Annotated in this window: 25 protein-coding genes; 8 read left to right on the top strand and 17 right to left on the bottom strand. The window is 46.0% G+C overall.

The features are described from left to right. Nucleotides 1–98: 98 nt before the first annotated feature. Entirely contained in the window at nucleotides 99–1,190 is a 1,092-nt protein-coding gene (locus tag Q4Q50_RS12365; RefSeq protein WP_311899534.1) for a branched-chain amino acid aminotransferase, read from the bottom strand. A 130-nt stretch (nucleotides 1,191–1,320) separates the two neighbouring features. Here Q4Q50_RS12365 and Q4Q50_RS12360 point away from each other — a divergent pair, with 130 nt between their 5' ends. Then, nucleotides 1,321–1,590 carry a Rho-binding antiterminator gene (locus tag Q4Q50_RS12360; RefSeq protein ID WP_220591343.1) on the top strand — a complete coding sequence of 90 codons (270 nt, stop codon included), beginning with the start codon at nucleotides 1,321–1,323 and terminating at the stop codon, nucleotides 1,588–1,590. A gap of 44 nt (nucleotides 1,591–1,634) precedes the next feature. Here the strand turns inward: Q4Q50_RS12360 and Q4Q50_RS12355 are convergent, their stop codons facing one another. Together Q4Q50_RS12355 and Q4Q50_RS12350 are read right to left on the bottom strand one after the other, a co-directional pair. Beyond that, on the bottom strand, nucleotides 1,635–1,985 hold the full coding sequence (locus Q4Q50_RS12355) for a RidA family protein (RefSeq protein ID WP_311899533.1): 351 nt from the start codon (nucleotides 1,983–1,985) through the stop codon (nucleotides 1,635–1,637). A gap of 80 nt (nucleotides 1,986–2,065) precedes the next feature. Further along, on the bottom strand, nucleotides 2,066–3,559 hold the full coding sequence (locus Q4Q50_RS12350) for a Na+/H+ antiporter NhaC family protein (protein WP_311899531.1): 1,494 nt from the start codon (nucleotides 3,557–3,559) through the stop codon (nucleotides 2,066–2,068). 179 nt (nucleotides 3,560–3,738) lie between these two features. On the opposite strand from Q4Q50_RS12350, the gene Q4Q50_RS12345 reads away from it, so the two are divergent. Further along, entirely contained in the window at nucleotides 3,739–3,960 is a 222-nt protein-coding gene (locus Q4Q50_RS12345; protein ID WP_006083484.1) for a cell division protein ZapB, read from the top strand. Here the strand turns inward: Q4Q50_RS12345 and Q4Q50_RS12340 are convergent. From Q4Q50_RS12340 to Q4Q50_RS12310, 7 genes are all read right to left on the bottom strand, one after another. Next, nucleotides 3,957–4,169 carry a DUF1107 domain-containing protein gene (locus tag Q4Q50_RS12340; protein ID WP_106649149.1) on the bottom strand — a complete coding sequence of 71 codons (213 nt, stop codon included), beginning with the start codon at nucleotides 4,167–4,169 and terminating at the stop codon, nucleotides 3,957–3,959. The genes Q4Q50_RS12345 and Q4Q50_RS12340 overlap by 4 nt on opposite strands. A 462-nt stretch (nucleotides 4,170–4,631) precedes the next feature. Then, nucleotides 4,632–5,240, bottom strand: a complete 609-nt coding sequence (locus Q4Q50_RS12335) for a thiol:disulfide interchange protein DsbA/DsbL (RefSeq protein ID WP_220776584.1) — start codon at nucleotides 5,238–5,240, stop codon at nucleotides 4,632–4,634. Nucleotides 5,241–5,370: 130 nt separating this feature from the next. After that, a complete protein-coding gene (locus Q4Q50_RS12330; RefSeq protein WP_220776585.1) occupies nucleotides 5,371–6,393 on the bottom strand; it encodes a serine/threonine protein kinase in 1,023 nt (340 codons plus the stop codon). Between the two features lie 2 nt (nucleotides 6,394–6,395). Continuing rightward, entirely contained in the window at nucleotides 6,396–6,728 is a 333-nt protein-coding gene (locus tag Q4Q50_RS12325; protein ID WP_259567074.1) for a DUF3630 family protein, read from the bottom strand. Nucleotides 6,729–6,741: 13 nt separating this feature from the next. Continuing rightward, nucleotides 6,742–8,196, bottom strand: coding sequence for a protein adenylyltransferase SelO (locus Q4Q50_RS12320; protein WP_311899526.1), 1,455 nt, complete (start codon nucleotides 8,194–8,196; stop codon nucleotides 6,742–6,744). 9 nt (nucleotides 8,197–8,205) lie between these two features. Next, entirely contained in the window at nucleotides 8,206–8,517 is a 312-nt protein-coding gene (locus Q4Q50_RS12315) for a hypothetical protein (protein ID WP_105250486.1), read from the bottom strand. A 158-nt stretch (nucleotides 8,518–8,675) separates the two neighbouring features. Next, on the bottom strand, nucleotides 8,676–9,512 hold the full coding sequence (locus Q4Q50_RS12310) for a hypothetical protein (protein WP_311899525.1): 837 nt from the start codon (nucleotides 9,510–9,512) through the stop codon (nucleotides 8,676–8,678). Between the two features lie 274 nt (nucleotides 9,513–9,786). Here Q4Q50_RS12310 and Q4Q50_RS12305 point away from each other — a divergent pair, with 274 nt between their 5' ends. The 4 genes from Q4Q50_RS12305 (at nucleotide 9,787) to Q4Q50_RS12290 (ending at nucleotide 12,401) form a co-directional block, all read left to right on the top strand. Beyond that, nucleotides 9,787–10,146, top strand: coding sequence for a DsrE/DsrF/TusD sulfur relay family protein (locus Q4Q50_RS12305; RefSeq protein WP_006083495.1), 360 nt, complete (start codon nucleotides 9,787–9,789; stop codon nucleotides 10,144–10,146). A gap of 147 nt (nucleotides 10,147–10,293) precedes the next feature. Then, nucleotides 10,294–10,692 (top strand): nitrous oxide-stimulated promoter family protein, encoded by a 399-nt coding sequence (locus tag Q4Q50_RS12300; protein WP_311899524.1) that lies wholly within the window; start codon nucleotides 10,294–10,296, stop codon nucleotides 10,690–10,692. A gap of 57 nt (nucleotides 10,693–10,749) precedes the next feature. Next, nucleotides 10,750–11,664, top strand: a complete 915-nt coding sequence (locus Q4Q50_RS12295) for a hypothetical protein (protein ID WP_012090454.1) — start codon at nucleotides 10,750–10,752, stop codon at nucleotides 11,662–11,664. A 152-nt stretch (nucleotides 11,665–11,816) separates the two neighbouring features. Beyond that, nucleotides 11,817–12,401 carry a YSC84-related protein gene (locus tag Q4Q50_RS12290; protein ID WP_006083498.1) on the top strand — a complete coding sequence of 195 codons (585 nt, stop codon included), beginning with the start codon at nucleotides 11,817–11,819 and terminating at the stop codon, nucleotides 12,399–12,401. A 184-nt stretch (nucleotides 12,402–12,585) separates the two neighbouring features. On the opposite strand, the gene Q4Q50_RS12285 is transcribed toward Q4Q50_RS12290, so the two are convergent. From Q4Q50_RS12285 to Q4Q50_RS12255, 7 genes are all read right to left on the bottom strand, one after another. Then, nucleotides 12,586–13,722 (bottom strand): GGDEF domain-containing protein, encoded by a 1,137-nt coding sequence (locus Q4Q50_RS12285; protein ID WP_256613132.1) that lies wholly within the window; start codon nucleotides 13,720–13,722, stop codon nucleotides 12,586–12,588. Nucleotides 13,723–13,950: 228 nt separating this feature from the next. Further along, on the bottom strand, nucleotides 13,951–14,556 hold the full coding sequence (locus tag Q4Q50_RS12280; protein WP_311899522.1) for a hypothetical protein: 606 nt from the start codon (nucleotides 14,554–14,556) through the stop codon (nucleotides 13,951–13,953). 95 nt (nucleotides 14,557–14,651) lie between these two features. Next, on the bottom strand, nucleotides 14,652–15,689 hold the full coding sequence (locus tag Q4Q50_RS12275) for an acyltransferase family protein (RefSeq protein WP_006083507.1): 1,038 nt from the start codon (nucleotides 15,687–15,689) through the stop codon (nucleotides 14,652–14,654). A 2-nt stretch (nucleotides 15,690–15,691) separates the two neighbouring features. Then, nucleotides 15,692–17,089: a hypothetical protein gene (locus Q4Q50_RS12270; RefSeq protein ID WP_311899521.1), complete on the bottom strand. Its 1,398-nt coding sequence runs from the start codon at nucleotides 17,087–17,089 to the stop codon at nucleotides 15,692–15,694. Between the two features lie 187 nt (nucleotides 17,090–17,276). Continuing rightward, nucleotides 17,277–17,633, bottom strand: coding sequence for a YkvA family protein (locus tag Q4Q50_RS12265; RefSeq protein WP_311899520.1), 357 nt, complete (start codon nucleotides 17,631–17,633; stop codon nucleotides 17,277–17,279). A 49-nt stretch (nucleotides 17,634–17,682) separates the two neighbouring features. Continuing rightward, a complete protein-coding gene (locus Q4Q50_RS12260; RefSeq protein ID WP_259567062.1) occupies nucleotides 17,683–18,441 on the bottom strand; it encodes a helix-turn-helix transcriptional regulator in 759 nt (252 codons plus the stop codon). A gap of 24 nt (nucleotides 18,442–18,465) precedes the next feature. Then, entirely contained in the window at nucleotides 18,466–19,005 is a 540-nt protein-coding gene (locus Q4Q50_RS12255) for a YbhB/YbcL family Raf kinase inhibitor-like protein (protein ID WP_311899517.1), read from the bottom strand. Between the two features lie 470 nt (nucleotides 19,006–19,475). Between Q4Q50_RS12255 and speFL the strand changes: the two genes are divergently transcribed. Next, the gene (gene speFL / locus Q4Q50_RS22385; RefSeq protein ID WP_100199882.1) at nucleotides 19,476–19,592 is read left to right on the top strand and encodes a leader peptide SpeFL; all 117 of its coding nucleotides are present in this window, start codon (nucleotides 19,476–19,478) and stop codon (nucleotides 19,590–19,592) included. 321 nt (nucleotides 19,593–19,913) lie between these two features. After that, nucleotides 19,914–22,076 carry an ornithine decarboxylase SpeF gene (gene speF, locus Q4Q50_RS12250; RefSeq protein WP_012197746.1) on the top strand — a complete coding sequence of 721 codons (2,163 nt, stop codon included), beginning with the start codon at nucleotides 19,914–19,916 and terminating at the stop codon, nucleotides 22,074–22,076. Nucleotides 22,077–22,126: the final 50 nt, after the last annotated feature.

Here is a 22,126-nt window from a genome sequence, read left to right as displayed (position 1 = left end):
TGAGTTGAGTTGAGTTGAGGCGAAGCCTACAAATGTCATCGTCAAAAATAGCCAATAAAAAAGGCTCCTAGGAGCCTTTAATCATCACCACAACATCCTTACTTTGCTAAACGTTCAACACGCTTAACCCAGCCTTCTGGACCTTGAATGTGGCCCTTTTGGATTTCGGTATAGAGTTTGTAGATGCGCTGAACATGCTCGCCCACTTCACCATTACCGACAGTGACAACATGGCCATCTTCAAAAATGTAGGAGCCCACAGCTGAAACCACGGCCGCTGTACCAAAACCACCCGCCTCGACAATTTCACCAGATTCGATATCGGCGATAAATTGATCAAGCATGACAGTCTCTTGGCGCACTTCACAACCAAGCATCTCACCCAATTCCATGATGGATTGCGAGGTGATCGACTTAAGAATGGTATCTGTGAAGGTAGGAATAATCACAGTGCCATCTTTTAAGATGTGGAAATGGTTCATCGCGCCCGCTTCTTCAATCTGTTGATTGGTCGAGTCGAGATATAACACTTGCGATGCACCAAAGGCTGCCGCAGCTTTACCCGCACGCAACGAAGCCGCATAGTTACCCGCCGCTTTTGAGGCGCCAGTGCCACCCGATACCGCGCGATGGAAAGTTTTGCTGATCAATAAGCGTATGCCTTTGTTCACGCCCGCTGCGTAATAAGCACCACTTGGGCTTAATACCACACAGAAGGTATAACGCGTGCTTGGGCTAACAGAGAGACGGTCTTCGGTCGCAAAAATAAAGGGGCGAATATACAGACACGCACCTTCTTGCATCGGGAACCACAGGCGATCGACATCGATCAACGCATTGATCGCATCCATCTGCACTTGTTCATCGATATTAGGAATACAGACGATATCGGCGGAGCGATTCATCCGCTCGGCATTCTTATTAATGCGGAAAGTATAAATCTCGCCATCTTCGTGCATAAAGGCTTTCGCGCCTTCGAAGATCGACTGGCCATAATGCAACGCCATTGCACCCGGGGCCATTTCAAATGGACCATAAGGAACGATGCGCGGATCGCACCATTGTCCGTCATGATAATCCATCAAAAACATATGATCGGTTCTGAGGCTACCAAAGCCCACATTCCCCTCGGGCTTGAATTGCTCAGTACGGCGCTCAGACGCAGGTTTTAAATTGTAAGTTATTTCCATCGCATACCACCTTGATTACTGAACAAGCAGACTAGGGAGCGACAGGAATAAAGTCAAGAGGGGCGCGCATATAATGCCAATGGCAAGTATTTTTGCCACAATAGGGTCGAACTCCCAATGAGACGACCCTATGTCAGATTATAAAATGATCCCCTGCGAACACTACGATTACCTCGAACTTGCCTGCCTGCGCGGTTATCAGCTCAAGATTGAGCTTATTGATGGCACCCAGTGCCAAGGCCAAGCCATCACCACGCAGACCAGAGCCGACAAAACCGAGTGGCTTGTTATCCAGCAGCAAACTCAACACGCCCTTAGGCTCGACCATATCGTTGCCATCACGCCTGCCGATGCGAATGCTGAATTTGGCAGGGTGCTTATTGCCACTAAACAAGATTAACAGTGGCAACACATGGCAACTATAATTTTATCGGTTGAAATCGGTCACTGGATCGCCGCGATCACAGACACTTCAACCAAATATTCGGGCTCAGCAATAGCAGCCTGCACGCAAGCGCGGGCTGGTGCATGGCCTTTAGGCACCCAAGCATCCCATACGGCATTCATCGCATCATAATCACCCATGTCTTTCAGATAGATAGTCGCTGACAATATATGCTCACGTGAACTCCCCGACTGAGCTAACAAGGTATCGACTTCCTCCAGCATAGTGACGGTTTGCTCAGTGATATCTTGATACTTATCCTTCGCCACTTGGCCACACAGATACACAGTACCTTGGTGAATGACTATGCTGCTCATGCGGGTGCCAACGTTTAAACGGGTAATGCTCATATTGATCATCTCTTAAATCAGTACATTGAAATAAAGGGTTTCACTCAAACCGAATAGGCCATTTTAACGATAAACAGGCGTTATGTCTGCGCCGCTAACTTAGGCCAAGGCGAGTAGAAACGTGCCATCAAGGCAAATAAACCGAGACCACAGCTCACCACGGCCAACCACACTAACGGCGTCGCCACAGCTAAATTCACTAATTGGAATCCTACCAAGGCCGAACACGCCGCGATTAACGCAAAGGGCAACTGAGTCACCACGTGGTCATGGGGGGCGCAACCTGAACTGGTCGCACTGAGCACGCTGGTATCTGAAATCGGCGAGCAGTGATCGCCAAAAACTGACCCCGCCATCACAGCGCTCAATACTGGTAACAACAGATGAGGATCTAAATTATGGGCAATCTCAGCGCCAATCGGGATCATAATCGCAAATGTTCCCCAGCTTGAACCCGTCGCAAAAGCCATAATCGCGCAGAGTAAAAACATGCCCGCCACCAGCAAGTGCGGAGAAAGATAAGACTTAGCCCAAGCAGCTAACAATTTCGCCACGCCAAGATCTTGGATCACAGCGCCAATCATCCAAGTACAGAGCAAAATCGCAATGGCGAAAGCGATCATACGCACACCGTGGCTCAAGTCCCCCACTAACGCCGTTAAACGTCGCCCAGACAAGCTCAACATAATCAGAGTGACTAAGGTCGCCAACAAACAAGCGTCGCGCATAGAGGCGCCAATATCAGCCTTAGCCAGCCAGAGCGACACATCCCAAGACGAGACCTGCTGAGCCCCCGACCACAAAGTTAATCCCACTGAAGCCAATAACAGCGTCAGCATAGGAATAGCAAGCAGCCAAGGATTTCCCCTAACCTCGACCGCATTTGAGGATTTGGCCTCTATAGGGGCAACAAAAGAGCGAAACCCCACACCATACCAAGCGACAAGCACGGATAAACCTAAAGTCACTATGGCGTAAAAATTAAATAAAGCCACATCGATAAAGGCTTCCAGCGGTGACACGGGCAAAAAGCTGATCCCCGCAATCAGAGCCATCACATAGGGGCCCCAGCTAGAGAAAGGCAATAGCGCACACAGAGGTGAAGCGTTGGAATCGACCAAATAGGCGAGCTGCTCATGACGAATGCCATAACGCTGGCTCAATGGCTGACAAACATGGCCGACGGCAAGGCAACTGAAAATTCCATCAATAAACACTAACCAACCAAGGAAAACGACGCCCAGACGTGCCTGACGTTCAGTGCGGATACGGCTATAAAGCCAATCACCAAACTGACCCACGGCGCCGCCACGTGCTAATAACTGCGTCATGCTGCCTAGCAGCAACATGGCCAATAGCACATTGAGGTGCCACGCTTGCCAAGCACCTTGGGCATAGAATTGTTTAACGCCGATATCAAGCAAATACCGCCCAGTTTGCAGTGGGTCAAATTGGGCGAGCAATAGCGCGCCAGAGACGATGCCGACGCCTAACGCCACCAGTGTACGACGTAAAAACAGGGCTAAGGTTAAGGTCAACAGTAGCGGGAGTATGGCGAGCAGACTAGGCGACATGGACCATTCCGATAAAAAATAAAACCAAGAATACTAACGAGTTAATAACAAATGCAAAAAAACTTAATTTAGAACCCAGTAATAGGGTATTTTTTGACCAAACGACAAGAATCGCTATTCCTTAAGTTCTAGGCACTGCTAGAATCACAGTCCCATCCAGAAACCATAGGACTCTCCAGATGAGCCTTGAATTACTGTCCAAACTGGAAACCAAAATCCAGGCTGCACTCGAAACGATCGAGCTTCTAAAAATGGAGCTTGAAGAAGAGAAGCAAAAAGCGTCTACGCTGAGTGAGCACAATCAACAATTGAATGCGCAAAACCAGCAACTACAAGAAGAACTCACTTCTTGGAACGAAAAAGTGACTGGCCTTGTTGGCTTGTTAAACAGCGAAATCTAAACAGCCTTTGTTTGATGATGCTGCGCTTCGATCAGTTCGTTCAATTCTAAAATAGCCTGCTTCACTTTTGGCAGGCTTTTTCTTGGCAGCAAAAACCGTCCCTTCTCAAATTCCAATCGTCCTAAGTCTTTAACCCAAATAACACCAGTGAGAAAAATACGCGCATGCTTAACGATAAGCTTAGGTGCGTAGACAGGAAAAACTCTCATATGACCACCTACAAGCATTCTTGTTGTTATTGATTACAGTTGTTTGACAGAAGCTTTACCACTTGAGTTTCATCGTTAGCGTGCTTTTTTTCATAATTTATTGCCAAAAACAGTTAATCATCTGATTTAGTTAACTTATCAATTTGCCACGCTGTAACCCAAATAAACAAAACGCCATAATAATGTCACTTGCCATTTTTTTGACGCTCTGCTAAATTAACAGCGTTACTCAGGGTAAAAATGAGTCCTCTGGCTCAAGTCCGTACTTTCTTTTACAAGAAGTACGGTTTTTTTTGCCTATTTTTTGCCTCGCTTTTATTCAATAAGTTCAATCGACTAACCTCAAAATCGCCTAGTCTGCGCCGTACCGCAATAAAAAAGGAGCCCTCAGGCTCCTTTCAAACTCAGTATATTCAGCATTATTACAAACCCGCATGACAGTGATGTGATAACGCCATAAAACTATTTTTTGGTTAAGTAGAAAGCGATATCTAACAGTTCGTCGTAGGATTTAATCGCGCCAGTCTCAACACGATACTTACCGTTAACGACAAGAGCAGGTACGCCTGTCAGCTTAGCGTTTTCAGTATCACGCTTCATTTTCGCCATTTGCGCCTTCACCATGAAAGATTCTGCCGCCGCATCGAAGGTTTTACCATCGACACCGTTAGCCACGAAAAGGGCACGAATATCGGCAAGGCTAGTGAAGTGTTCTTTTTTCTCATGAATGGCAGAAAATAACGCCGCATCCATTTTTTCATCGACATTTAACTGATGTGCAACAGCAAATGCGCGTGACATTTCAACGCCCATTTCTTTACCAATAAAATCAACGTGTGCTTGGTTAAACGCTACGCCTTCAGGCTTTTCGGCGAGAATTTTTGGCACTACTGTTTTAGAGAAATTAAAGCAGTGTGGGCAATAGAAAGAGAAAAACTCAGTGATCTCTGGCTTAGCGGTTGCTGGGCCATCGTTAATCACTGTGTAATGCACACCTTCTTGGTATTCCACAGCCGATACAGCTAGTGGCGCCAGTAATAAAGCCGCGGCCATAAGTAATACTTTTTTCATGCAAATTCCTTAAATCATTTTTGATAAATTGGCTGGAGACTAACATATTCCATTTTTTGAGTGTAACTCAAGCTTAAGAGTTCAATCTAATGTCACAAGATACGTCTGTGACATCATATTTTGCTCAATACTAATAAGGCACTAGGCTCAGTGGTGGCTCGCCAAGGGCAAAAAGTTGCTCCTTAAATGCCAAGATCTGCTGTTCCCAATACTTTTCATCCCCAAACCACGGGAAGTTCATCGGGAAAGCAGGATCGTCCCAGCGACGGCCAATCCACGCGTTGTAGTGCACCATACGCAGCGCCCGCAGCGGTTCAATTAAGGCTAACTGCCTGGTATCAAACTCACAAAACTCTTCATAGGCTTCGAGTAAAATTTCAAGCTGCATCAACTGCTGTGCTCTATCACCCGTTAACATCATCCATAAATCTTGAATCGCTGGCCCCATACGCGCATCGTCTAAATCGACGAATCCGGGACCGTCTGGCGTCCACAAAATATTGCCTGGGTGTAAATCGCCATGCAAACGAATGGCCGCAAAATCTTGGCGCTCCCAAATCGCATTCGCCTTAGCCAACACTTGCTCAACGACGGTAAAAAACGGTAAGCGTAGGCTGTTAGGCACCAGATTGGATTGCTTTAACCACGCGAGCGGCTCGGCGCCTAAAATCTGCGGATTCAAGGGTTCACGTTCAGCAAATACCGTTTGCGCCGCGTACTGATGTATACGACCGATGAATCGACCCACTAATTCCAGCTGTTCTAAATTATCGACTTCAAAGGCGCGGCCACCTAATGAAGGAAACAAGGTAAATCGATAACCTTGATACTTGTGTAACGTATGACCTTCGATGATCACAGGTACCGCAATCGGGATATCTTCTGCCGCGAGTGCGAGCGCATAATCATGCTCCTCTTGGATCTGCGCGTCGCTCCAACGGTCGGGTCGATAGAACTTCACCACATAGCGCAGCCCTTCATCGCTGCGGAACTGATACACGCGGTTCTCGTAGCTGTTCAGCGCAAGCAAACCCGTTTCCGGGTACACGCCCAGACTTTCGATCGCATCTAAGATCAAATCCGGCGTTAGCGCTTGAAAATGAAACTCTGCGCCGCTAGAGCTCGTGGTCGGTGGCGTCATATTCTGACTCATATTCAGTTCACTCTTAGGTGAGGTTGCAGCAAAGTAGCTAAGTATTCCAGCACCTCAAAATCGGCATCTCGTTCAGTCGAGAGCCAGCAAATGTTGCCGTAAAACTCATAATTGAGCCATAACTGGCTGCCTTCAAATTCTAATAACCATTGATGCCTGTCGGCGCCCCACTGACGCTCGCGCACAGTGCAATCGAGCGCCGCGGCTAAGGGTTCGGCAAAGTCGGCGAAACGATCAAAATCGATATCCGCACTGACCGCTAAACTTAAGGCACTTCTATCTAAGCTTATGGTATCTAAGCTAATGGCTTTTAGGTGCGTGCTTGGTAATTTCATGCTTGTTATCCAATCAACTACTACATGACATGATCAAACCTTGGCCCCAGTCCGGTGGACGCTTTGCCAAGTCTTCATGTTCTGCGTGTTCGGCAAAGGGCTGAGTTAAGATTTTTTGCAGCAAATGCAGCGGCGCAAGATTACCCTCTTCTACTGCGATTATCGCCTCTTGGGCTAAATAGTTACGCAAAATATATTTGGGATTCACACTATTGCGCTCAGTTTGCCACGCGGGGATATCCGCTACTGCGCCCAATCTTTGTTGGTAAGCTTGATACCAAGTATCAAACTGGCTGACATCAATAAAGTCATCCCGTAGCGCACAGTGTTTGCTGGTCGGATCTAGCTTGCCTAATTGGCGCCAAGTCTGAGTGTAATCAAGCTGATTTTTCTCCATCAGCACAGTGAATCGACCTATGAGGTCGAGATCCTGTTTGTCCTGCTCTACCGACGGGACATCAACTGCAGAGAGACCTAATTTCGCCCGCATCAAGCGCAAATAAGGCTGCACTAGCGCCTCTTGATATTGATTAAGAATGGCAATTAAGTCATCGGATGGGATCACAGGTGTGAGCGCCTGCGCTAAGCGTTGCAAGTTCCACAAACCGACCCCCGGCTGCTGACCAAAGGCATAGCGACCTTCGGGATCCGAATGATTGCAGATAAAATCTTCTTGGAACGTATCGAGGAACGCAAAGGGGCCGAAGTCAAAACTGTCACCCAGAATCGACATATTGTCTGTGTTCATCACGCCATGGGCAAAACCGACCGCTTGCCAGTGGGCAATCATCTTAGCGGTATCTTGCACTACCTGTAAAAACCACGCTTTATAGCCTGCGGCATCACAACTCAAATGGGGATAATGCTGAGTAATAGTGAAATTGAGTAATTGAATCAGCTTATCGGCACGGCCGCGTTCACTGTGGCAGAAAAACTCGAAATGGCCGAAACGAATATGGCTACGGGCTAAACGCACGGTAATGGCTGCGGTTTCTTGGCTCTCGCGCCATACGGGTAGGTCAGAGCCAATCACGGCCAAGGCACGGGTCGTCGGCACGTGCAAATGATGCAACGCTTCAGAGACTAAAAACTCACGCACGGCAGAGCGCATCACAGCGCGACCATCACCACGGCGCGAATATGGCGTCGGACCGCCGCCTTTAAGGGCGACATCCCATGCGCCATTTGGGCCAATCGCTTCACCTAAAATGATCGAGCGTCCATCCCCTAAGCGCGGCGTGTAACCGCCAAATTGGTGGCCACTATAGACTTGAGCATAGTAAGTCGCGCCATCGACGGCGGCATTGCCAGAGAGTCCCAGCAATAACTCATCGGTAGGCTGAGTTAAGCCGATTAATTGCGCAGCATCGTCGCTCCAGGCAAGCCAATGGGGATGACTGATACCCTGGGGATAGACTTGGGAATAAAACTCAGGCAGCTGAGTAAAAAAATCCTGTTTGAACTTCATCTTGTCCACCTATTGGCTCATGGTCTTGCAAACCAGCACCGACTTATCGTCGAACTCACATAGGTGCCCACATTGATAAGATCCAAGGCCAAAACCACTCACGCCAGAACGACTTAGGCGTTGCATACCATGAGCCTTGCTCTGGCATTGCTCTAGAGAATCGTAGTAACCATTAATATCTTCGGCCTGCAAAGGTGTCACCGGAATGGCACTCACATCGGGATAATAAAATAGGGTCCATTCTGGGGTTTTAGTACAGCCACTGAGTAGCAATAATCCAAGCCCGAATAAGACATTCGGTAAGGCATAGCTTAGTTTCATTTTTCCCCTACTTAAGCCCATAAAATAGGCCCATAAAAAAAGCGAACCTTAGTTCGCCTTTTGCGCATTCAGTTAGCAGGGATTCTACACTGCTTAGACGAGGGAAATAACCGCTTTTCGTTTAAGGATTTACCCGCTAAGCGCTCCCATCCAAAGTGTTAAGCCGTGGCGGCTTTAGCCTGTGCTTTCTCAATCCGATTTATCCGGCCCTCAAAGCCAGTGACAGTGCCATCGCTCAGCCCAAGCGCTAATGCTTTACGACAAATGACAATAGCGGCATCGAAGGCTTGGGTATCATTCAGCAAGGTGGCTAAATGCAAGAAACCGGAAGATTTGAGCTCAGTATCTTTGCCTTGCTCGGCGCTAGCTGCTTTGAACAGTGCGACATACTCTTCAGCTAACTGAGCGCCATAGTTGAGATAATCCGCCGATTTACGCTGCTTGTAGCACTCTGCGACCATATTTTGCAGCGCGGTATAGCGAGCACTGGCTGACGTTGCCCCTTGATATTCTTCAAAGGCCCGAACTAAGGTTACATTCGCCCAAGCCCCTGGCGCACCGACCTCTGAACGCGTGCTCGATGCTGGCTCTGCTTCAGTCTTAACGTCAGCTTGTTCATCTGTTGGCGTGGTGCCTAAAATGATCACCGACTCTTCATTATGGGCCGCAGGAATATCGACTTCGATGATATCTGTGTCTAGCTCCACCGAAATGTTCGCCGGCTCATTCGTCTCACGGGGCATTAATTCAGCTTCAACTTCGATGATAGGCTCAACTTCCACCACGCGAGTGTCCTCAGCCTGCTCAACTGGCTCAGGCTCTACGCGCTCGGGTACAGCAGCGGAGGAAATAGGTGCCTCTTCGGTAGGAACAACAGGTTTTACCGTGGTCGACTTGGGTTTCATCGCCTCTTGTTCTTCTTTCGCCAATCGCTGCGCGCGAAGGAATAAAAACACCCCGACAGCAATTAGTATAAATACGACTATGATCTTCATTCTTGTTCACCTTTGATGGCTGCTTCTCGTCAGAAACCGTGTCAATTGGTTTGCCAAAATCCATTAGGACAGTGTCCATGGCAACCGAGTCTAGCTAAAAATTGAGCAGAGATTAACCGCTATTAAAGTCCATTGTGTCGGTGTAAATCAAGTATTTATGCCTTTTTATACGATCTTGCGCTCAAATAGTTATAGCCAATTGCGCTAGACTGACGGAACCGCGTTGCCTTATCACCCCAATCGCCCAGTTTACGACAAATATAAGGAAAAACTGATGCAAAGTATTCTTATCGTGGCCCACGCTAGCCCCTACGGAACAGAAAAGCTATTTAACAGCCTACGCATCGCATTAGCACTGAAGGATCAGGATGAACAAGCCGTCGATCTTAAACTCTTTCTCATGTCTGATGCCGTGTTTGGCGCACTCAAAAATCAAACCACACCCGACTTAAGCTATAACCTACAACAGATGTTCGAGATCCTCTCAGCGCAGCAAGTGCCGATTCTGCTTTGTAAGACCTGCGCTCAAGCGCGAGGCGTCACGGCGGAAATGATCATCGAAGGCGCGCACATAGGTACGCTACAAGATTTAACTCGCTGGACACTGGCTGCCGACAAAGTGATGCATATCTAAGGTTTACTTTTAGGTGCGACATTGAGGATGACGAGATTGTTTAAAGCCCTATTTTGTGCGCACCTTCATAAATTGGCGCTTTCGTTTTGTCAGCGCCAATTTCACTGCCTATGATGGGATATCCGAGTAACAAGCTAAGGTATTCCAATGGGCACAGCCACACTACTTACGGGCAAACTCCTGTACGAACACCAGACCATTGCCGCAATGGTGGCGATTTATTGCAAAGCGAAACACCAAGGCCAAGATTCAACAGGTCTATGTGTAGATTGCATCGAGCTATTGGATTATGCCGCGACACGCCTAGATCGCTGCCCCTACGGACAAAGCAAACCTACCTGTAATAAATGCCCAGTGCATTGTTACAAACCCGCGCAGAAACAAATCGTCAAAGAGATCATGATCTTCTCCGGTCCTAGGATGCTGTTACCGCATCCCATTCGTGCAATCAAACACTTACTCGCGGAACGAATTCCCGTTCCCCGCGCAGTGCCAGAGGCGGCTTCAAATCGTCATCGGCGCATAGCAAGCCAGCAGAAAAACTAACGGCGATACTTTTACCGAGCCGATTTCCCTGATATAACAGGGCTCGAGGTATCGCATATGAACGATTTTAATACTTTTTTCGCTCAAGCTTACTGGTGGTTGTCGTTATTCGGAGGCGCACATTGCCTCGCGTTAGCTATTTATATTCGCTACTTTTATCACCCAGACGGTAACCAAAAACTCCTCGCCGCTTTCTTAAGTCTCATCGCCCTGTACTTCCTAACGGGTTTGTTGAACCGCGATAACAGTCCAATTCCGATCCATATTCTATTCAACCTGATTAACCCTATCTATTTTTTGCTTATGCCTTTGCTCTATCTCTATTGCAAACGCAGCTTAGTACCAACCCATAAACAGCTAGGATTTTCAAAACATTACTGGCCGTCGGCATTCACCTTAGTTTTCGCCATTTTAGATATCGCCCTAAGATTAAGCGCACATCCCAACGGGGAGTGGCAACCTTTAGCCCAAATGCTGAAGGAAATTAGCATTAGCCAATGGGGCGCCATACTGCCCGCACTGCTATCAATACAAACCTGTTGTTACTTTATCGCACTGTGGGTGCTGTTTCGTCGGCATAAACGCAATCAAAGTGATGCCACATTAACCCAAGAGGCGCTCGGTACCATTCGGTTTCGGTGGCTGATAGGTTTGACTTTAGCCATGTTGTTGAACTGGCTGATCCGCGTGTTTGTGGTGATTTTGCCCTTCTATCTTGGTGATCACTTATCGTTGCTATCCCATGCGTTGCCAAGACTCACCTTACTGCTGAGCATGTATATGTTGGCCGTATACGGCCTGAAACAAATCACCCGATCTGCCTACCTAAAAGGTCGCCTGGCTAAACCCCAACCACAGCCACGCCCGATCGCGATTGAAAATGTGCTCACCCCTGAGGAGTATGAATTCTTACATCAAATTCAGCAGGACGACACAGAAAAACCCCAAGCTTCTTCACCACCTAAGAACTAATTGGCGAAACCACACTCCAATAATCACCATCAATATCACTCCAACCATTGAGTCGAACACTGAACCTAAGCTGACACAGGAGTCACTTTTGGCTGTCATTTGTGTCGATAAAGGCTAGTCTGGAGCAACTGAAGACTTGAAGAGGCGTTACCATGAAATCATTTTTAACTGCCATTGCGGCATCGACATGCCTTATCGTGAGCCTATTTGCGGCGCCCACTGCACATGCGGATGAAAGCTATGATCAGGCGGTAGTCAATTTCCAAAAAGCGAAAGAAACCAGTAAGTTTTTCGACACAGCCTATGGCTATGCGTTATTCCCGACTGTGGGTAAAGGCGGCATAGGCATTGGCGCAGCCTATGGCAAGGGCCGAGTCTATCAAGGCGGTGTTTATATGGGTGATTCGAGCCTGACTCAATTATCCATCGGTTTTCAATTAGGTGGACAAGCCTACAGCGAGATCATCTTCTTTAAAGATGCTAAATCCTATGAAGCCTTCACGAGCGGCAGTTTCGAGTTTGATGCCCAAGCCTCGGCGGTTGCCATCAACATGGGCGCAAGTGCTCAAGCGGGAACCACAGGCAACTCAGCAGGCGCAGGCCAATCGGGAGGAAATCGCTCGGCCAGTGGCTCGTACATTAACGGCATGGCGGTATTTACTGCAGCGAAAGGCGGTTTGATGTTTGAAGCAGCGCTTGCGGGTCAAGCCTTTAGCTTCGAGCCTAAAGCTAACTAACACGAACCATTAAACGGTTAACTCAAACGGCGAGCCTCAGTGCTCGCCGTTTTTTTTATAACGTTATGATTTAAGATAGAAGTAAACAATGTTTGAAACCACTTTTAGCTTGTTCCCAAGTGACTTGGTCGTATAAAGGCTGAATACATGAAATAACAGGATAAATAAGCCATTGAATAAAAAACTAATTAAGTGCTAACAGATCTGCATGAATTACCTGATTGCGACCTTTAGATTTAGCCTCATACAAAGCCTTATCAGCCCGAATAAGCAAAGGCTCAATACTCGAAACACTACTAGACGTCGCCACACCAATACTAATTGATAACCGTATATCTGGATTTACATTAATTGTTTCAATAGCTAATCGAAGTTTTTCGGATACAACTAATGCTTGTTCGCTATCTGCTCTGGGTAAAATGGCGGCGAACTCTTCGCCACCGAAACGGCCAATAATGCCATATTGCTTTAGTCCATCTTGCAAAGCATCAGCACAAAGCTTAAGCACAGTATCGCCGACATTATGTCCGTGTACGTCATTAATTTTCTTAAAATTATCAAGATCTAACATAAGCACACTAACGGGAAAGTTTTCACTGGCGATGATACTCGTCGCATTATGCATAAAAGCCCTTCGGTTAAATAAACCCGTCAAACTATCCTGCGAAGCTAATGTGGATAACTCTTTGTTTAATCTATCCAATCTAACTAACAGAATGACAACCGTGCTGAAAATGATATAAATCATTCCAGCAATCACTAATCCACTCTGAAAAGAACTTTTGGCGACTAAATGAATAAATAATTCAGGTTTTACATAACAAAATAAGGCTCTTACGATAAAGCCTACCCCGAATAAGCCAGTAGAATACATCAACCAGCCCTTTAGCTTTTCACTTCCATACCAATTGCCTCTCGTTAAAATAAATGCCATTAAGATCAATTGAGTACCCGTAATAATACTTGCAAAAATAACTCGCATGGCTATGTCATCAATATAAATAGACATAGTCAGGATCATCACGAATATGGGAAATAAAACGAGCCAAAGCGGCGCTTGTTTACCCACTAAGCGAGCAAACGCCAGATAACTGAATGAAAACGCAGTAGTGACGCAAAAATTATAAAAAATAACCGCAATAACGGGAGGTAAATAAGGACGAGAAAACAGCAGTAAGTTAGCAATCCCGTGGATAAACAGTGCAATAACCCAGTACTTTGTCCCTTTATCCATTCCCCTCTCAGCCATCAGTAATATTGCAAGCAGCCATTGAACAATAGCTTGTGCGATGATTAGCGTTGGAGAATCGAGTTCTATCATGTTTTGGACTGATAAGTTCATGTCTAGGTTTAGATAGAAATAGTATCAGAGTCGATACTCATACGATAATAAGTAATTCCGCAATGCTGATAAGGAGCCGGATAGAGAATGTCAAAGCATGCTTTCAGCAAAGGTTTCTGCTGAAAGCAAATCACAAATGAAATACATAGAATAAAGTGAAATACATCAAATTATAGCAACATCAGCCCAATTATAGGCCCAGCTAAACTACTCATGCCCCCAAGGTTTTGGCGGTAATACGACGGGTTGAGTGAGATCAAAATCGACTTTGAAATCGCGGTTTTCGCGCGTGAGTTGATAGCTAAACGTCGTTGGGGTGATTTCCATGTGCCACACATTCGTGAGCGACTGGGTTAGCCCATTCTTAACGAAGTTGTCGATAGATTCCCTATCAATGGGGAACGATTGTTTCAGCACTGTCCCATCATTCATGGTATCGCCGCCATACATAGTCACAGCATCTTCGCTGCCATCTTGATGGCGATGATCGTGTTTCAACTTAAGCCCTTGCTGCGTTTTAGTCAGCACCCAAGTACGTGAATGGTCATCACCCACATGGAACGGGATCTTAAGCTCAGTGTCACTGCATTCGCGCACGTGCATAATTAAAGACTTACCGCTAAAGGCCGAGTCCGCAGTGTCACCCGAAACCACTTTGCCCGCAAAAGCTTGGCCACAATGGGCGGCAATTTGCGCGAAGAAAGCATTCTGGGTCTCAGTGGATATGGGCTCAGCTTGAGCCGCTATGGATGGTAAGGCAATCGAAGACAAACTGGCGAGCGCGAGACTCTGTAGGGCAATTCTGGACTTCATCATGTTCTCCATTTTTTTAGATGAAAAACACCCTAACACTAGGAAATAAATTCAAACTGAATTTTCCCTAGTGTTAGTGACGATAAGCCAAGTGATTACCAGCCGATATAAGTACGCGAACGATTACCGAGACGCTTCTTGATAAAGCGAGCCGTAATAATACTTCCCATCATCAGGAAGATAAAAATCCCCGCAGAGAAGAGCACGCTAGTGACCCAAGATCCCGGCGGTAAACGGTAACGCATTAAGGTCGCAGTGGCGTTAAACATCATGTCGAACAGCGGATGAATAAAGAAAATCGCAAAACTCATCTCAGCCACTTCCACTAACCAAGGCAATCGACTGCGCCCCGACAACCATTCGCAGAAATTCAGCACTAACACACATAAACAGAGTTTTTGAATAAACTGCCAATCGATACCGTTATATTCAAACGGAGCCTTATGGTAGTTACCAATATGCTGCACTATGTAAGTTTGCTCGACTAAGCTCACCACTAAAAAAATCATCGCGAGGGCAGTAAAGATAGAACCAAAGCGCGTCACAATATGTTCATCTTGCGAATATAAAATACCAATCAAATAGAAAGGCATAAAATACACCACTGAGTGGATGAAATTGACGTTGCCTATGGGTCTATGCAGCAGAATAGCCACCACACAACTCAGTACAAATAGCGTCCAACGCATCTGCTGTGAGCAACGGATAAACCACAAAAATATTGGCGAAAATAAAAATACCGCCATGATGAATGGAATATACCAATGCGGATACAGGATATAACCGTTACGTATTGTGTAAAAAATACTCAGCAAGAGTTTGTCGAGCGACTGGTGCTCCATAAAAATCCAGCGCAAACACAAACAGAATAAACCGATCAGAGACACGACTAAAAAAGGATAAAGTACGTTCTGTACTTTGTTCTTCATGAACTTGCTGTAGTCGAAATCCTTATAAAAAATACGATGGAAAAAGTACCCTGAGATAAACACGAACAAAGCCGTGCCACCGCGTAATAGGTTTTCCAACAGCAGCGGGAAACCTTCTCCAGAGTTGTAAATACTGTGGCCAAGCACGATAAAGATAATCGCAATGCCACGCATGTAAGTAAATTCGAGCTGATTTTTTCTCATTATTAATTCATCGCACAGTAGAGGGTTCTTCCATCAACAACACTCGCAGAAACCCTAATAGTTCCATGGACTTCTGCTTCATTGAATACCAGATACTGACCCTCACGCTGAAAGGGGAATGCCAAAGGTAACAGAGTTGCAGCCTCAATGCCCTCACAATAATTTTGTACAGGAACATCGAGTAATGGACTGCCACTCACTGACAAGTTACTAAATTGCGCGCTCATCCCTAGATAGGCTTGCGTCATTTCATCTTGGTACGGCACAACATAAAAACCAGAACGCACATCACCCACATCAATAAAACTACTGCTATCGCTCACGCTCGGCATCACCAATAACGGTACTCTAACGTCTTGCGCATTCAATAATAGCTGCGACAATTTCGCTTGAGTGGCAGGATAATACGCTAGCATTTGCTGTAACGGCTTCTTCTGTTTATTGTCTTTTCTTTCCACCGGCGGCACTGGTTTCACGCGATTTAACAGTAAATCTAGCGGTAACATGCCCGACATGACAGACTCTTTCCACACATAAGGGTCTTGAGTGCTATCCAACAATATGCCCGCCAGAGCACCGATGTTTTCCGCCTCCGCCGTCCAACCACCCAACATTTTCCTCTGCTGGTAATAGTCGTGCACATATTGGGTCAGTATTTGCTGATAACCGAGTAAGGTTTGATTTTGGCTTAAGATACGTGCGCCAGCAGCCAGTTCCACATACTTAGCGCTGCCTTCGACGAGGTCGTTGATGTAACCGACTCTATCCTCGTTTGGCGCAATTTGACGCCATTGCTGCAACCAATAGGCCGCATGGCTCAAGTGTAATGACTGCTGCTCGGGTTGTGCCAGCGCCGCCATTAAGGCATCAAACAACTGTAAACGGTAATAACGGGCATCGAGGCTGAGCGGAAACACTTCGCCCTCGTAACGCCTGCCCTCTTCTAAAACTCGCCATTCGGATTGCGCATAAAAGTGAAAAGCTTCATGCAGGCCATTACTGGCCCAGATTAAAAAGGCTAAATCCGTGGGCTTAGTGTCGGCAGTAAATTGGATGTTCGGCGCTTCGAGTTGGATTAGTACCCCTGGCTGACCTTGATATTGCGGAAAACCGAAATTAACAGACAAACCAGACTGCAGGTTGACTGACTCTAAGACACTATTATCTTGAATGATTTCGCCACCGGGCTGACGCAGCCAGACGTTGCCGCCATAACTAAAGAGGTGCACTTTATCTTCGAGGCGAAAACCCGGCCACAAAGCTTCGCTCTGGCGACTATTCTGCGCCATAAAATCGAGATAAAGACGGGCGAGTTGTTCCGGAGAGGCCTCATCGGCAAACGCGGGGGTAGCGGCAGAGACACCTAAAAACCATAGGATCACTACCATAATATTTTTCATTTATCTGCCTAAACAAACACAAGGGGTTTACAAAACAGCGCTAGCATATAGCGCAATCAAGCAATAGTGAAACGTTTGCAAAAAAATATTTTTACCCCAGAAAATCTAAGTAAAAACCAAATCCACGACTCCTAATAAAATCATATTTTTAGCGCAATTTAGCATCACTTAGGTCTTGGCGAGCACATTAGGCTTTAGCCTTAGGTTCCGTCGGTTTATCGCCAAACCAGAGCGCCAGTTTATCCGCCGCGAGGGATTTCACTTCGTCATCAATATATAAGGTCACCATAGTCAAAGCTGCGGCAAGGGCACCTAAGTCATCGGTAAAGCCCACTAAAGGCGTAAGATCGGGGATCGCATCTAAGGGAGAAATAAAATACGCCAAGGCACCGAAGATGACAGACTTAGCCCATTTAGGGGTATTTGGCTGCTGCGCCGCATAATAAAGCCACAGGGCACGCTCGATCACTTCCCTGCCCGCCTGACGGCTAAAGAGTTTAACCTTGTTCCAAAATCCGCTGTCGGTAAATTGCTCATCCGCCATTATATCGCTCCTGCAGCTTGAGATTGTTTGAGTATCAATCTATTCCTCCTCACAGTGTACGACGATAAGCCGCAGGGGTCAGGCCAAATTGTTGCTTAAAACGTAAGGAAAACTTTTCCGCCGATTGATAACCACAGGCTAAGGCCACTTGTAGTAATGGCTCGCCCGAGTTTTGCAGCATGGCCAAACCATGGCTCAGCCGGACTTCGACTAACAACTGCCTAAAACTGGTGTCTTCTAACGCCAATTTACGCCTAAGGCTGGCCGTGCTCATGTGTAACTTGTCGGCAATCTCCTCCTGCTGCCATGGAGCCGAAGGACTCACGCTCATCAAAGCCAAGGCCGCTTGAGTCACGCTGCGTTGCGTGTGGCCATACAACCAGTTCACACTGCGTTTATCAGGCAAACTGAGCAGTAACGCAGCCAGATAATGCAGCTGAACAGAATCAGCCAGAGACAAGCTCAAACTCTGTAATAACGCATTCCAAGCTAAGTCCACCGCGCGCGATACGTTTTGGACTGGCATAGGATCGCGCCAATCGGCCGTGCTCGATAAAATGCCTTGGGGCAAATCGTGGGGGAGTAATAACTGTACCGCCCGATAGCGCCCATGAAAAGGCCGATTCACAAAGCTGATATGCGAACCCGCAGGAATTAACAGTAACTGACCTTGGCCCACCAAAACGGATTCATCTTGCCAGAGTAAAGACTTTTCCCCATGGATAACCCGAATAATCGACGGCTGATGCACAGGTACTTGAGATAAAGATTGTGCCTGCTTCGAATCATATTCAAACAAACGGATCATGACACCAGCCTAATTATCAATGGATTATCGGTTATATACCGCAGTCAACTTGGCGCTACTTAAGGCTTGTGCTCTGAGCATAAAGCCTAATAATGCAGGGCTAGCGTCCTTTGGCAGATCTAATGCACTGGGCAATGCCCACACAGTGAATTCATACCTGTGTACGCCATGACCTTCGGGCGGACAAGCGCCACCAAAGTCAGTGGTGCCGAAGTCGTTCTTCAAAGCGATAGCGCCTTTGGGCAGTGCATCTGCATGCGAACCCGCGCCTTGCGCCAGTGATGTTTGCGCTGCGGGTAAGTTATATACCGCCCAGTGCCACCAACCGCTGCCCGTTGGCGCATCAGGATCATAAGCCGTCACCGCAAACGCTTTCGTCCCCGCAGGTACTTCAGTCCAAGTCAGTTGCGGCGAAATGTTTTCACCTTGGCAACCGAAACCATTAAATACTAATTGCGATGTGAGTTTATTGCCCTCGCTCATATCTTTGCTCGTTAACGTCATAGCATGTGCCTGTCCAAATAAGCCCAATACTAAACTCGCCCCTAGCCACCATTTATTCATGTCTATCTCCCATTGATGTTTCGACCTGACTAATCTACGTCAATCCAAAAGATCACATCTGCCCTAAAACGGCAACTTTCTGCCCCAAATGCTCAAATGTGAGAAAAAAACTGTCATTTTTGCAATCTTTCAGCATGCATGTGATTTTGTAAAGAGAATTTATGCATAACCATGCAAGTTCGCCGCACGGTATAAATCAAGAGGCCTATTACTACAGCCCTTTAATTAAAATCAGAAAAAAAGAATAAGATGTTTTATGCAAAAATCATTATTTAAATAACACTGACAATATTTACTTTCATAATTTAGATAAAGATACTTAAGTATGATTGACTCAGTTTAATATCGATTAAATAAGTTAAATTTAAGCACTGAATATTAAAAAGTAAGACATAGGTCATGATTTTATTTATAACTCACATATAAACTTCACTCCGTAATAAAAACCTAACTATTTTCTCTAAGTCATAATGGAGTCGTATATGAAGAGGAAATCTAAAATCATGGCGCATATCCGGCGCACGCGGCATATCATGATGCCTAGTCAACGTGACTATTTCGATCACTCCTTTATCTTCCTCCGCTAATCTCAGCGCAGGTAGTAGGCCAACAAACAGGTCTAAAGTGCTATTGCTCTAATTTTTGCAAACACTTAATGTACTGTCTTTTTTTGGTTTATTATCTTGCGTCACTATCAAAGCATTCTTTTATCAGTGCAGTTTTACTGCGGCTAAGCTATTTGCACGCCCAATAAATATATTTTAACTTTTATTTATTTCGCGACATTGGCATAACCACATCTAACCTGCGCACGGAATAGCTATATCTAATTTTTATGCCATTAATGTTTTTAATTAGGTATAGGCACACTTGTATCTATTTTTTAAAAAGTAAAAGGGAAATTAACTATGAAATCATTAAAAGTAGCCGCTAGCTTATCTGTTAGATCTTGTTTCGATATCGACAGAGAAGTCGTCAATGTATTAACCACAGATTTTTGCGATGTGGGCGCGGCTGTAGTCTCTGTTGATGATGTTAGAAATGGTATTGTTGAAAAGATTAAAAACACCGGATTGAAACTACCGATTTTCGTTTCAGTTTGCTGCGAAGAAACTTTCCCAGACGATGTTTGCTCATCTATTACTGGGGTATTTGAACTCTGCGGCGATAACACTGACTTCTACGGAAAACAGGTTGAAACTGCGGTCGATAAATATGAGCAAGCGCTATTACCTCCTTTCTTCGGCACACTGAAAAAGTACGTTGAGATGGGTAATTCCACCTTTGCTTGTCCAGGTCACCAAGGCGGACAATTCTTCCGTAAACATCCTGTGGGTCGTCAGTTCTTCGACTTTTTTGGCGAAACGATTTTCCGCGCCGACATGTGTAATGCCGACGTAAAATTGGGTGATTTATTGATCCATGAAGGCGCACCACTGGCAGCGCAGAAATATGCTGCCAAAGTCTTTAATGCCGATAAAACCTACTTTGTACTTAACGGCACTTCATCTTCAAATAAAGTGGCGACCAATGCGCTGCTTGCTAAAGGTGACCTAGTATTATTCGACCGCAATAACCACAAATCAAACCACCATGGCGCGTTAATCCAAGCTGGTGCAACACCCGTTTATTTAGAAACCGCACGTAATCCCTTCGGATTTATTGGTGGTATCGACGCTCATTGCTTCCAAGAGTCCTATTTAAGAGATCAAATTCGCGAAGTCGCCCCAGAAAGAGCCGATGAAAAACGCCCCTTCCGTTTAGCGATAATCCAACTCGGCACCTATGACGGCACCATCTACAATGCTCGCCAAGTAATTGATAAAATTGGTCATCTATGTGATTACGTCTTATTTGACTCGGCTTGGGTCGGTTACGAACAGTTCATCCCTATGATGAATGACTGCTCGCCACTCTTGCTCGAACTGACCGCTGAAGATCCTGGCATTATCGTGACTCAGTCGGTGCATAAACAGCAGGCGGGCTTCTCGCAAACATCGCAAATCCATAAAAAAGATAAACATATCAAAGGCCAAGATAGATATTGCAACCATAAACGCTTCAACAACGCCTTTATGATGCATGCCTCTACCAGTCCCTTCTATCCATTATTTGCGGCGCTAGATGTGAACGCGAAAATGCACGAAGGCGCGAGTGGTCGTTACCTGTGGCGCGAAGCGGTAAAAGCCGGCATCGAAGCACGTAAGCTACTGCTGAAAAAGTGTAAATATATCAAGCCATTCGTGCCAACCATGATAGATGGTCGCCTATGGCAAGACTATGAAACTGAACAAATGGCCGATGACTTACGTTTCTTCGAATTCGAACCCGGTCAGAAATGGCACTCCTTCGAAGGTTATGACAAAGGCCAATACTTCGTTGACCCTTGTAAGTTCCTATTAACAACACCAGGCATAGATGTAGAAACCGGTAAATATACCGACTTTGGTATTCCAGCAACTATTTTGGCTAACTTCTTACGGGAAAATAATATTATTCCTGAGAAGTGCGACTTAAATTCGATTTTATTCCTGATGACGCCTGCGGAAGATATGGCCAAGATGCAACATCTGGTCTCGCAAATATCTCGATTCGAGAAATTAGTCGATGAAGATGCGCCATTATCTGAAGTTTTACCTAACGTCTATAACGCGAATAAAGCGCGTTATCAAGACTATACCATCCGCCAACTTTGCCAAGAAATGCACAATCTTTATGTCAGCCATGATGTAAAACAACTGCAGAAAGAAATGTTCCGTAAAGCGCATTTCCCAACCAAAGTCATGGATCCACAGGAAGCAAACCTAGAGTTTATTCGTGGCAAAGTCGAATTAGTCCCACTATCAAAAATTGAGGGAAGAATCGCCGCAGAAGGCGCACTTCCTTACCCACCAGGTGTGTTATGTATGGTACCAGGTGAAATATGGGGTGGCTCTGTTCAACGTTATTTCCAAGCTCTCGAAGAAGGTATCAACTTATTACCTGGATTCTCGCCAGAACTACAAGGTGTTTATCTCGAAAACACTCCTGACGGCAAAATTCAAGCAATGGGCTATGTACTAAATAAATAATGAAAACTGACTGCAGAGTTTATTAACCCCGCTCTGCAGTCAATTTCATA

The organism is Shewanella scandinavica (assembly GCF_031932065.1).
Taxonomy (GTDB): Bacteria; Pseudomonadota; Gammaproteobacteria; order Enterobacterales; family Shewanellaceae; genus Shewanella; species Shewanella baltica.
This window is presented reverse-complemented; position numbering and strand designations above follow the sequence as displayed.

Bases quoted from the DNA above. Each gene is read 5' to 3' on its own strand.
- Q4Q50_RS12330 (WP_220776585.1), bottom strand. From the start codon at position 6,393: ATGAGTCAGAATATGACGCCACCGACCACGAGCTCTAGCGGCGCAGAG.
- Q4Q50_RS12360 (WP_220591343.1), top strand. From the start codon at position 1,321: ATGTCAGATTATAAAATGATCCCCTGCGAACACTACGATTACCTCGAA.
- Q4Q50_RS12255 (WP_311899517.1), bottom strand. From the start codon at position 19,005: ATGAATAAATGGTGGCTAGGGGCGAGTTTAGTATTGGGCTTATTTGGA.
- Q4Q50_RS12325 (WP_259567074.1), bottom strand. From the start codon at position 6,728: ATGAAATTACCAAGCACGCACCTAAAAGCCATTAGCTTAGATACCATA.
- Q4Q50_RS12345 (WP_006083484.1), top strand. From the start codon at position 3,739: ATGAGCCTTGAATTACTGTCCAAACTGGAAACCAAAATCCAGGCTGCA.
- Q4Q50_RS12315 (WP_105250486.1), bottom strand. From the start codon at position 8,517: ATGAAACTAAGCTATGCCTTACCGAATGTCTTATTCGGGCTTGGATTA.
- Q4Q50_RS12365 (WP_311899534.1), bottom strand. From the start codon at position 1,190: ATGGAAATAACTTACAATTTAAAACCTGCGTCTGAGCGCCGTACTGAG.
- Q4Q50_RS12355 (WP_311899533.1), bottom strand. From the start codon at position 1,985: ATGAGCATTACCCGTTTAAACGTTGGCACCCGCATGAGCAGCATAGTC.
- speFL (WP_100199882.1), top strand. From the start codon at position 19,476: ATGGAGTCGTATATGAAGAGGAAATCTAAAATCATGGCGCATATCCGG.
- Q4Q50_RS12290 (WP_006083498.1), top strand. From the start codon at position 11,817: ATGAAATCATTTTTAACTGCCATTGCGGCATCGACATGCCTTATCGTG.
- Q4Q50_RS12265 (WP_311899520.1), bottom strand. From the start codon at position 17,633: ATGGCGGATGAGCAATTTACCGACAGCGGATTTTGGAACAAGGTTAAA.
- Q4Q50_RS12310 (WP_311899525.1), bottom strand. From the start codon at position 9,512: ATGAAGATCATAGTCGTATTTATACTAATTGCTGTCGGGGTGTTTTTA.
- Q4Q50_RS12285 (WP_256613132.1), bottom strand. From the start codon at position 13,722: ATGATAGAACTCGATTCTCCAACGCTAATCATCGCACAAGCTATTGTT.
- Q4Q50_RS12300 (WP_311899524.1), top strand. From the start codon at position 10,294: ATGGGCACAGCCACACTACTTACGGGCAAACTCCTGTACGAACACCAG.
- Q4Q50_RS12340 (WP_106649149.1), bottom strand. From the start codon at position 4,169: ATGAGAGTTTTTCCTGTCTACGCACCTAAGCTTATCGTTAAGCATGCG.
- Q4Q50_RS12305 (WP_006083495.1), top strand. From the start codon at position 9,787: ATGCAAAGTATTCTTATCGTGGCCCACGCTAGCCCCTACGGAACAGAA.
- Q4Q50_RS12275 (WP_006083507.1), bottom strand. From the start codon at position 15,689: ATGAGAAAAAATCAGCTCGAATTTACTTACATGCGTGGCATTGCGATT.
- Q4Q50_RS12320 (WP_311899526.1), bottom strand. From the start codon at position 8,196: ATGAAGTTCAAACAGGATTTTTTTACTCAGCTGCCTGAGTTTTATTCC.
- Q4Q50_RS12350 (WP_311899531.1), bottom strand. From the start codon at position 3,559: ATGTCGCCTAGTCTGCTCGCCATACTCCCGCTACTGTTGACCTTAACC.
- Q4Q50_RS12260 (WP_259567062.1), bottom strand. From the start codon at position 18,441: ATGATCCGTTTGTTTGAATATGATTCGAAGCAGGCACAATCTTTATCT.
- Q4Q50_RS12295 (WP_012090454.1), top strand. From the start codon at position 10,750: ATGAACGATTTTAATACTTTTTTCGCTCAAGCTTACTGGTGGTTGTCG.
- Q4Q50_RS12270 (WP_311899521.1), bottom strand. From the start codon at position 17,089: ATGAAAAATATTATGGTAGTGATCCTATGGTTTTTAGGTGTCTCTGCC.
- Q4Q50_RS12335 (WP_220776584.1), bottom strand. From the start codon at position 5,240: ATGAAAAAAGTATTACTTATGGCCGCGGCTTTATTACTGGCGCCACTA.
- speF (WP_012197746.1), top strand. From the start codon at position 19,914: ATGAAATCATTAAAAGTAGCCGCTAGCTTATCTGTTAGATCTTGTTTC.
- Q4Q50_RS12280 (WP_311899522.1), bottom strand. From the start codon at position 14,556: ATGAAGTCCAGAATTGCCCTACAGAGTCTCGCGCTCGCCAGTTTGTCT.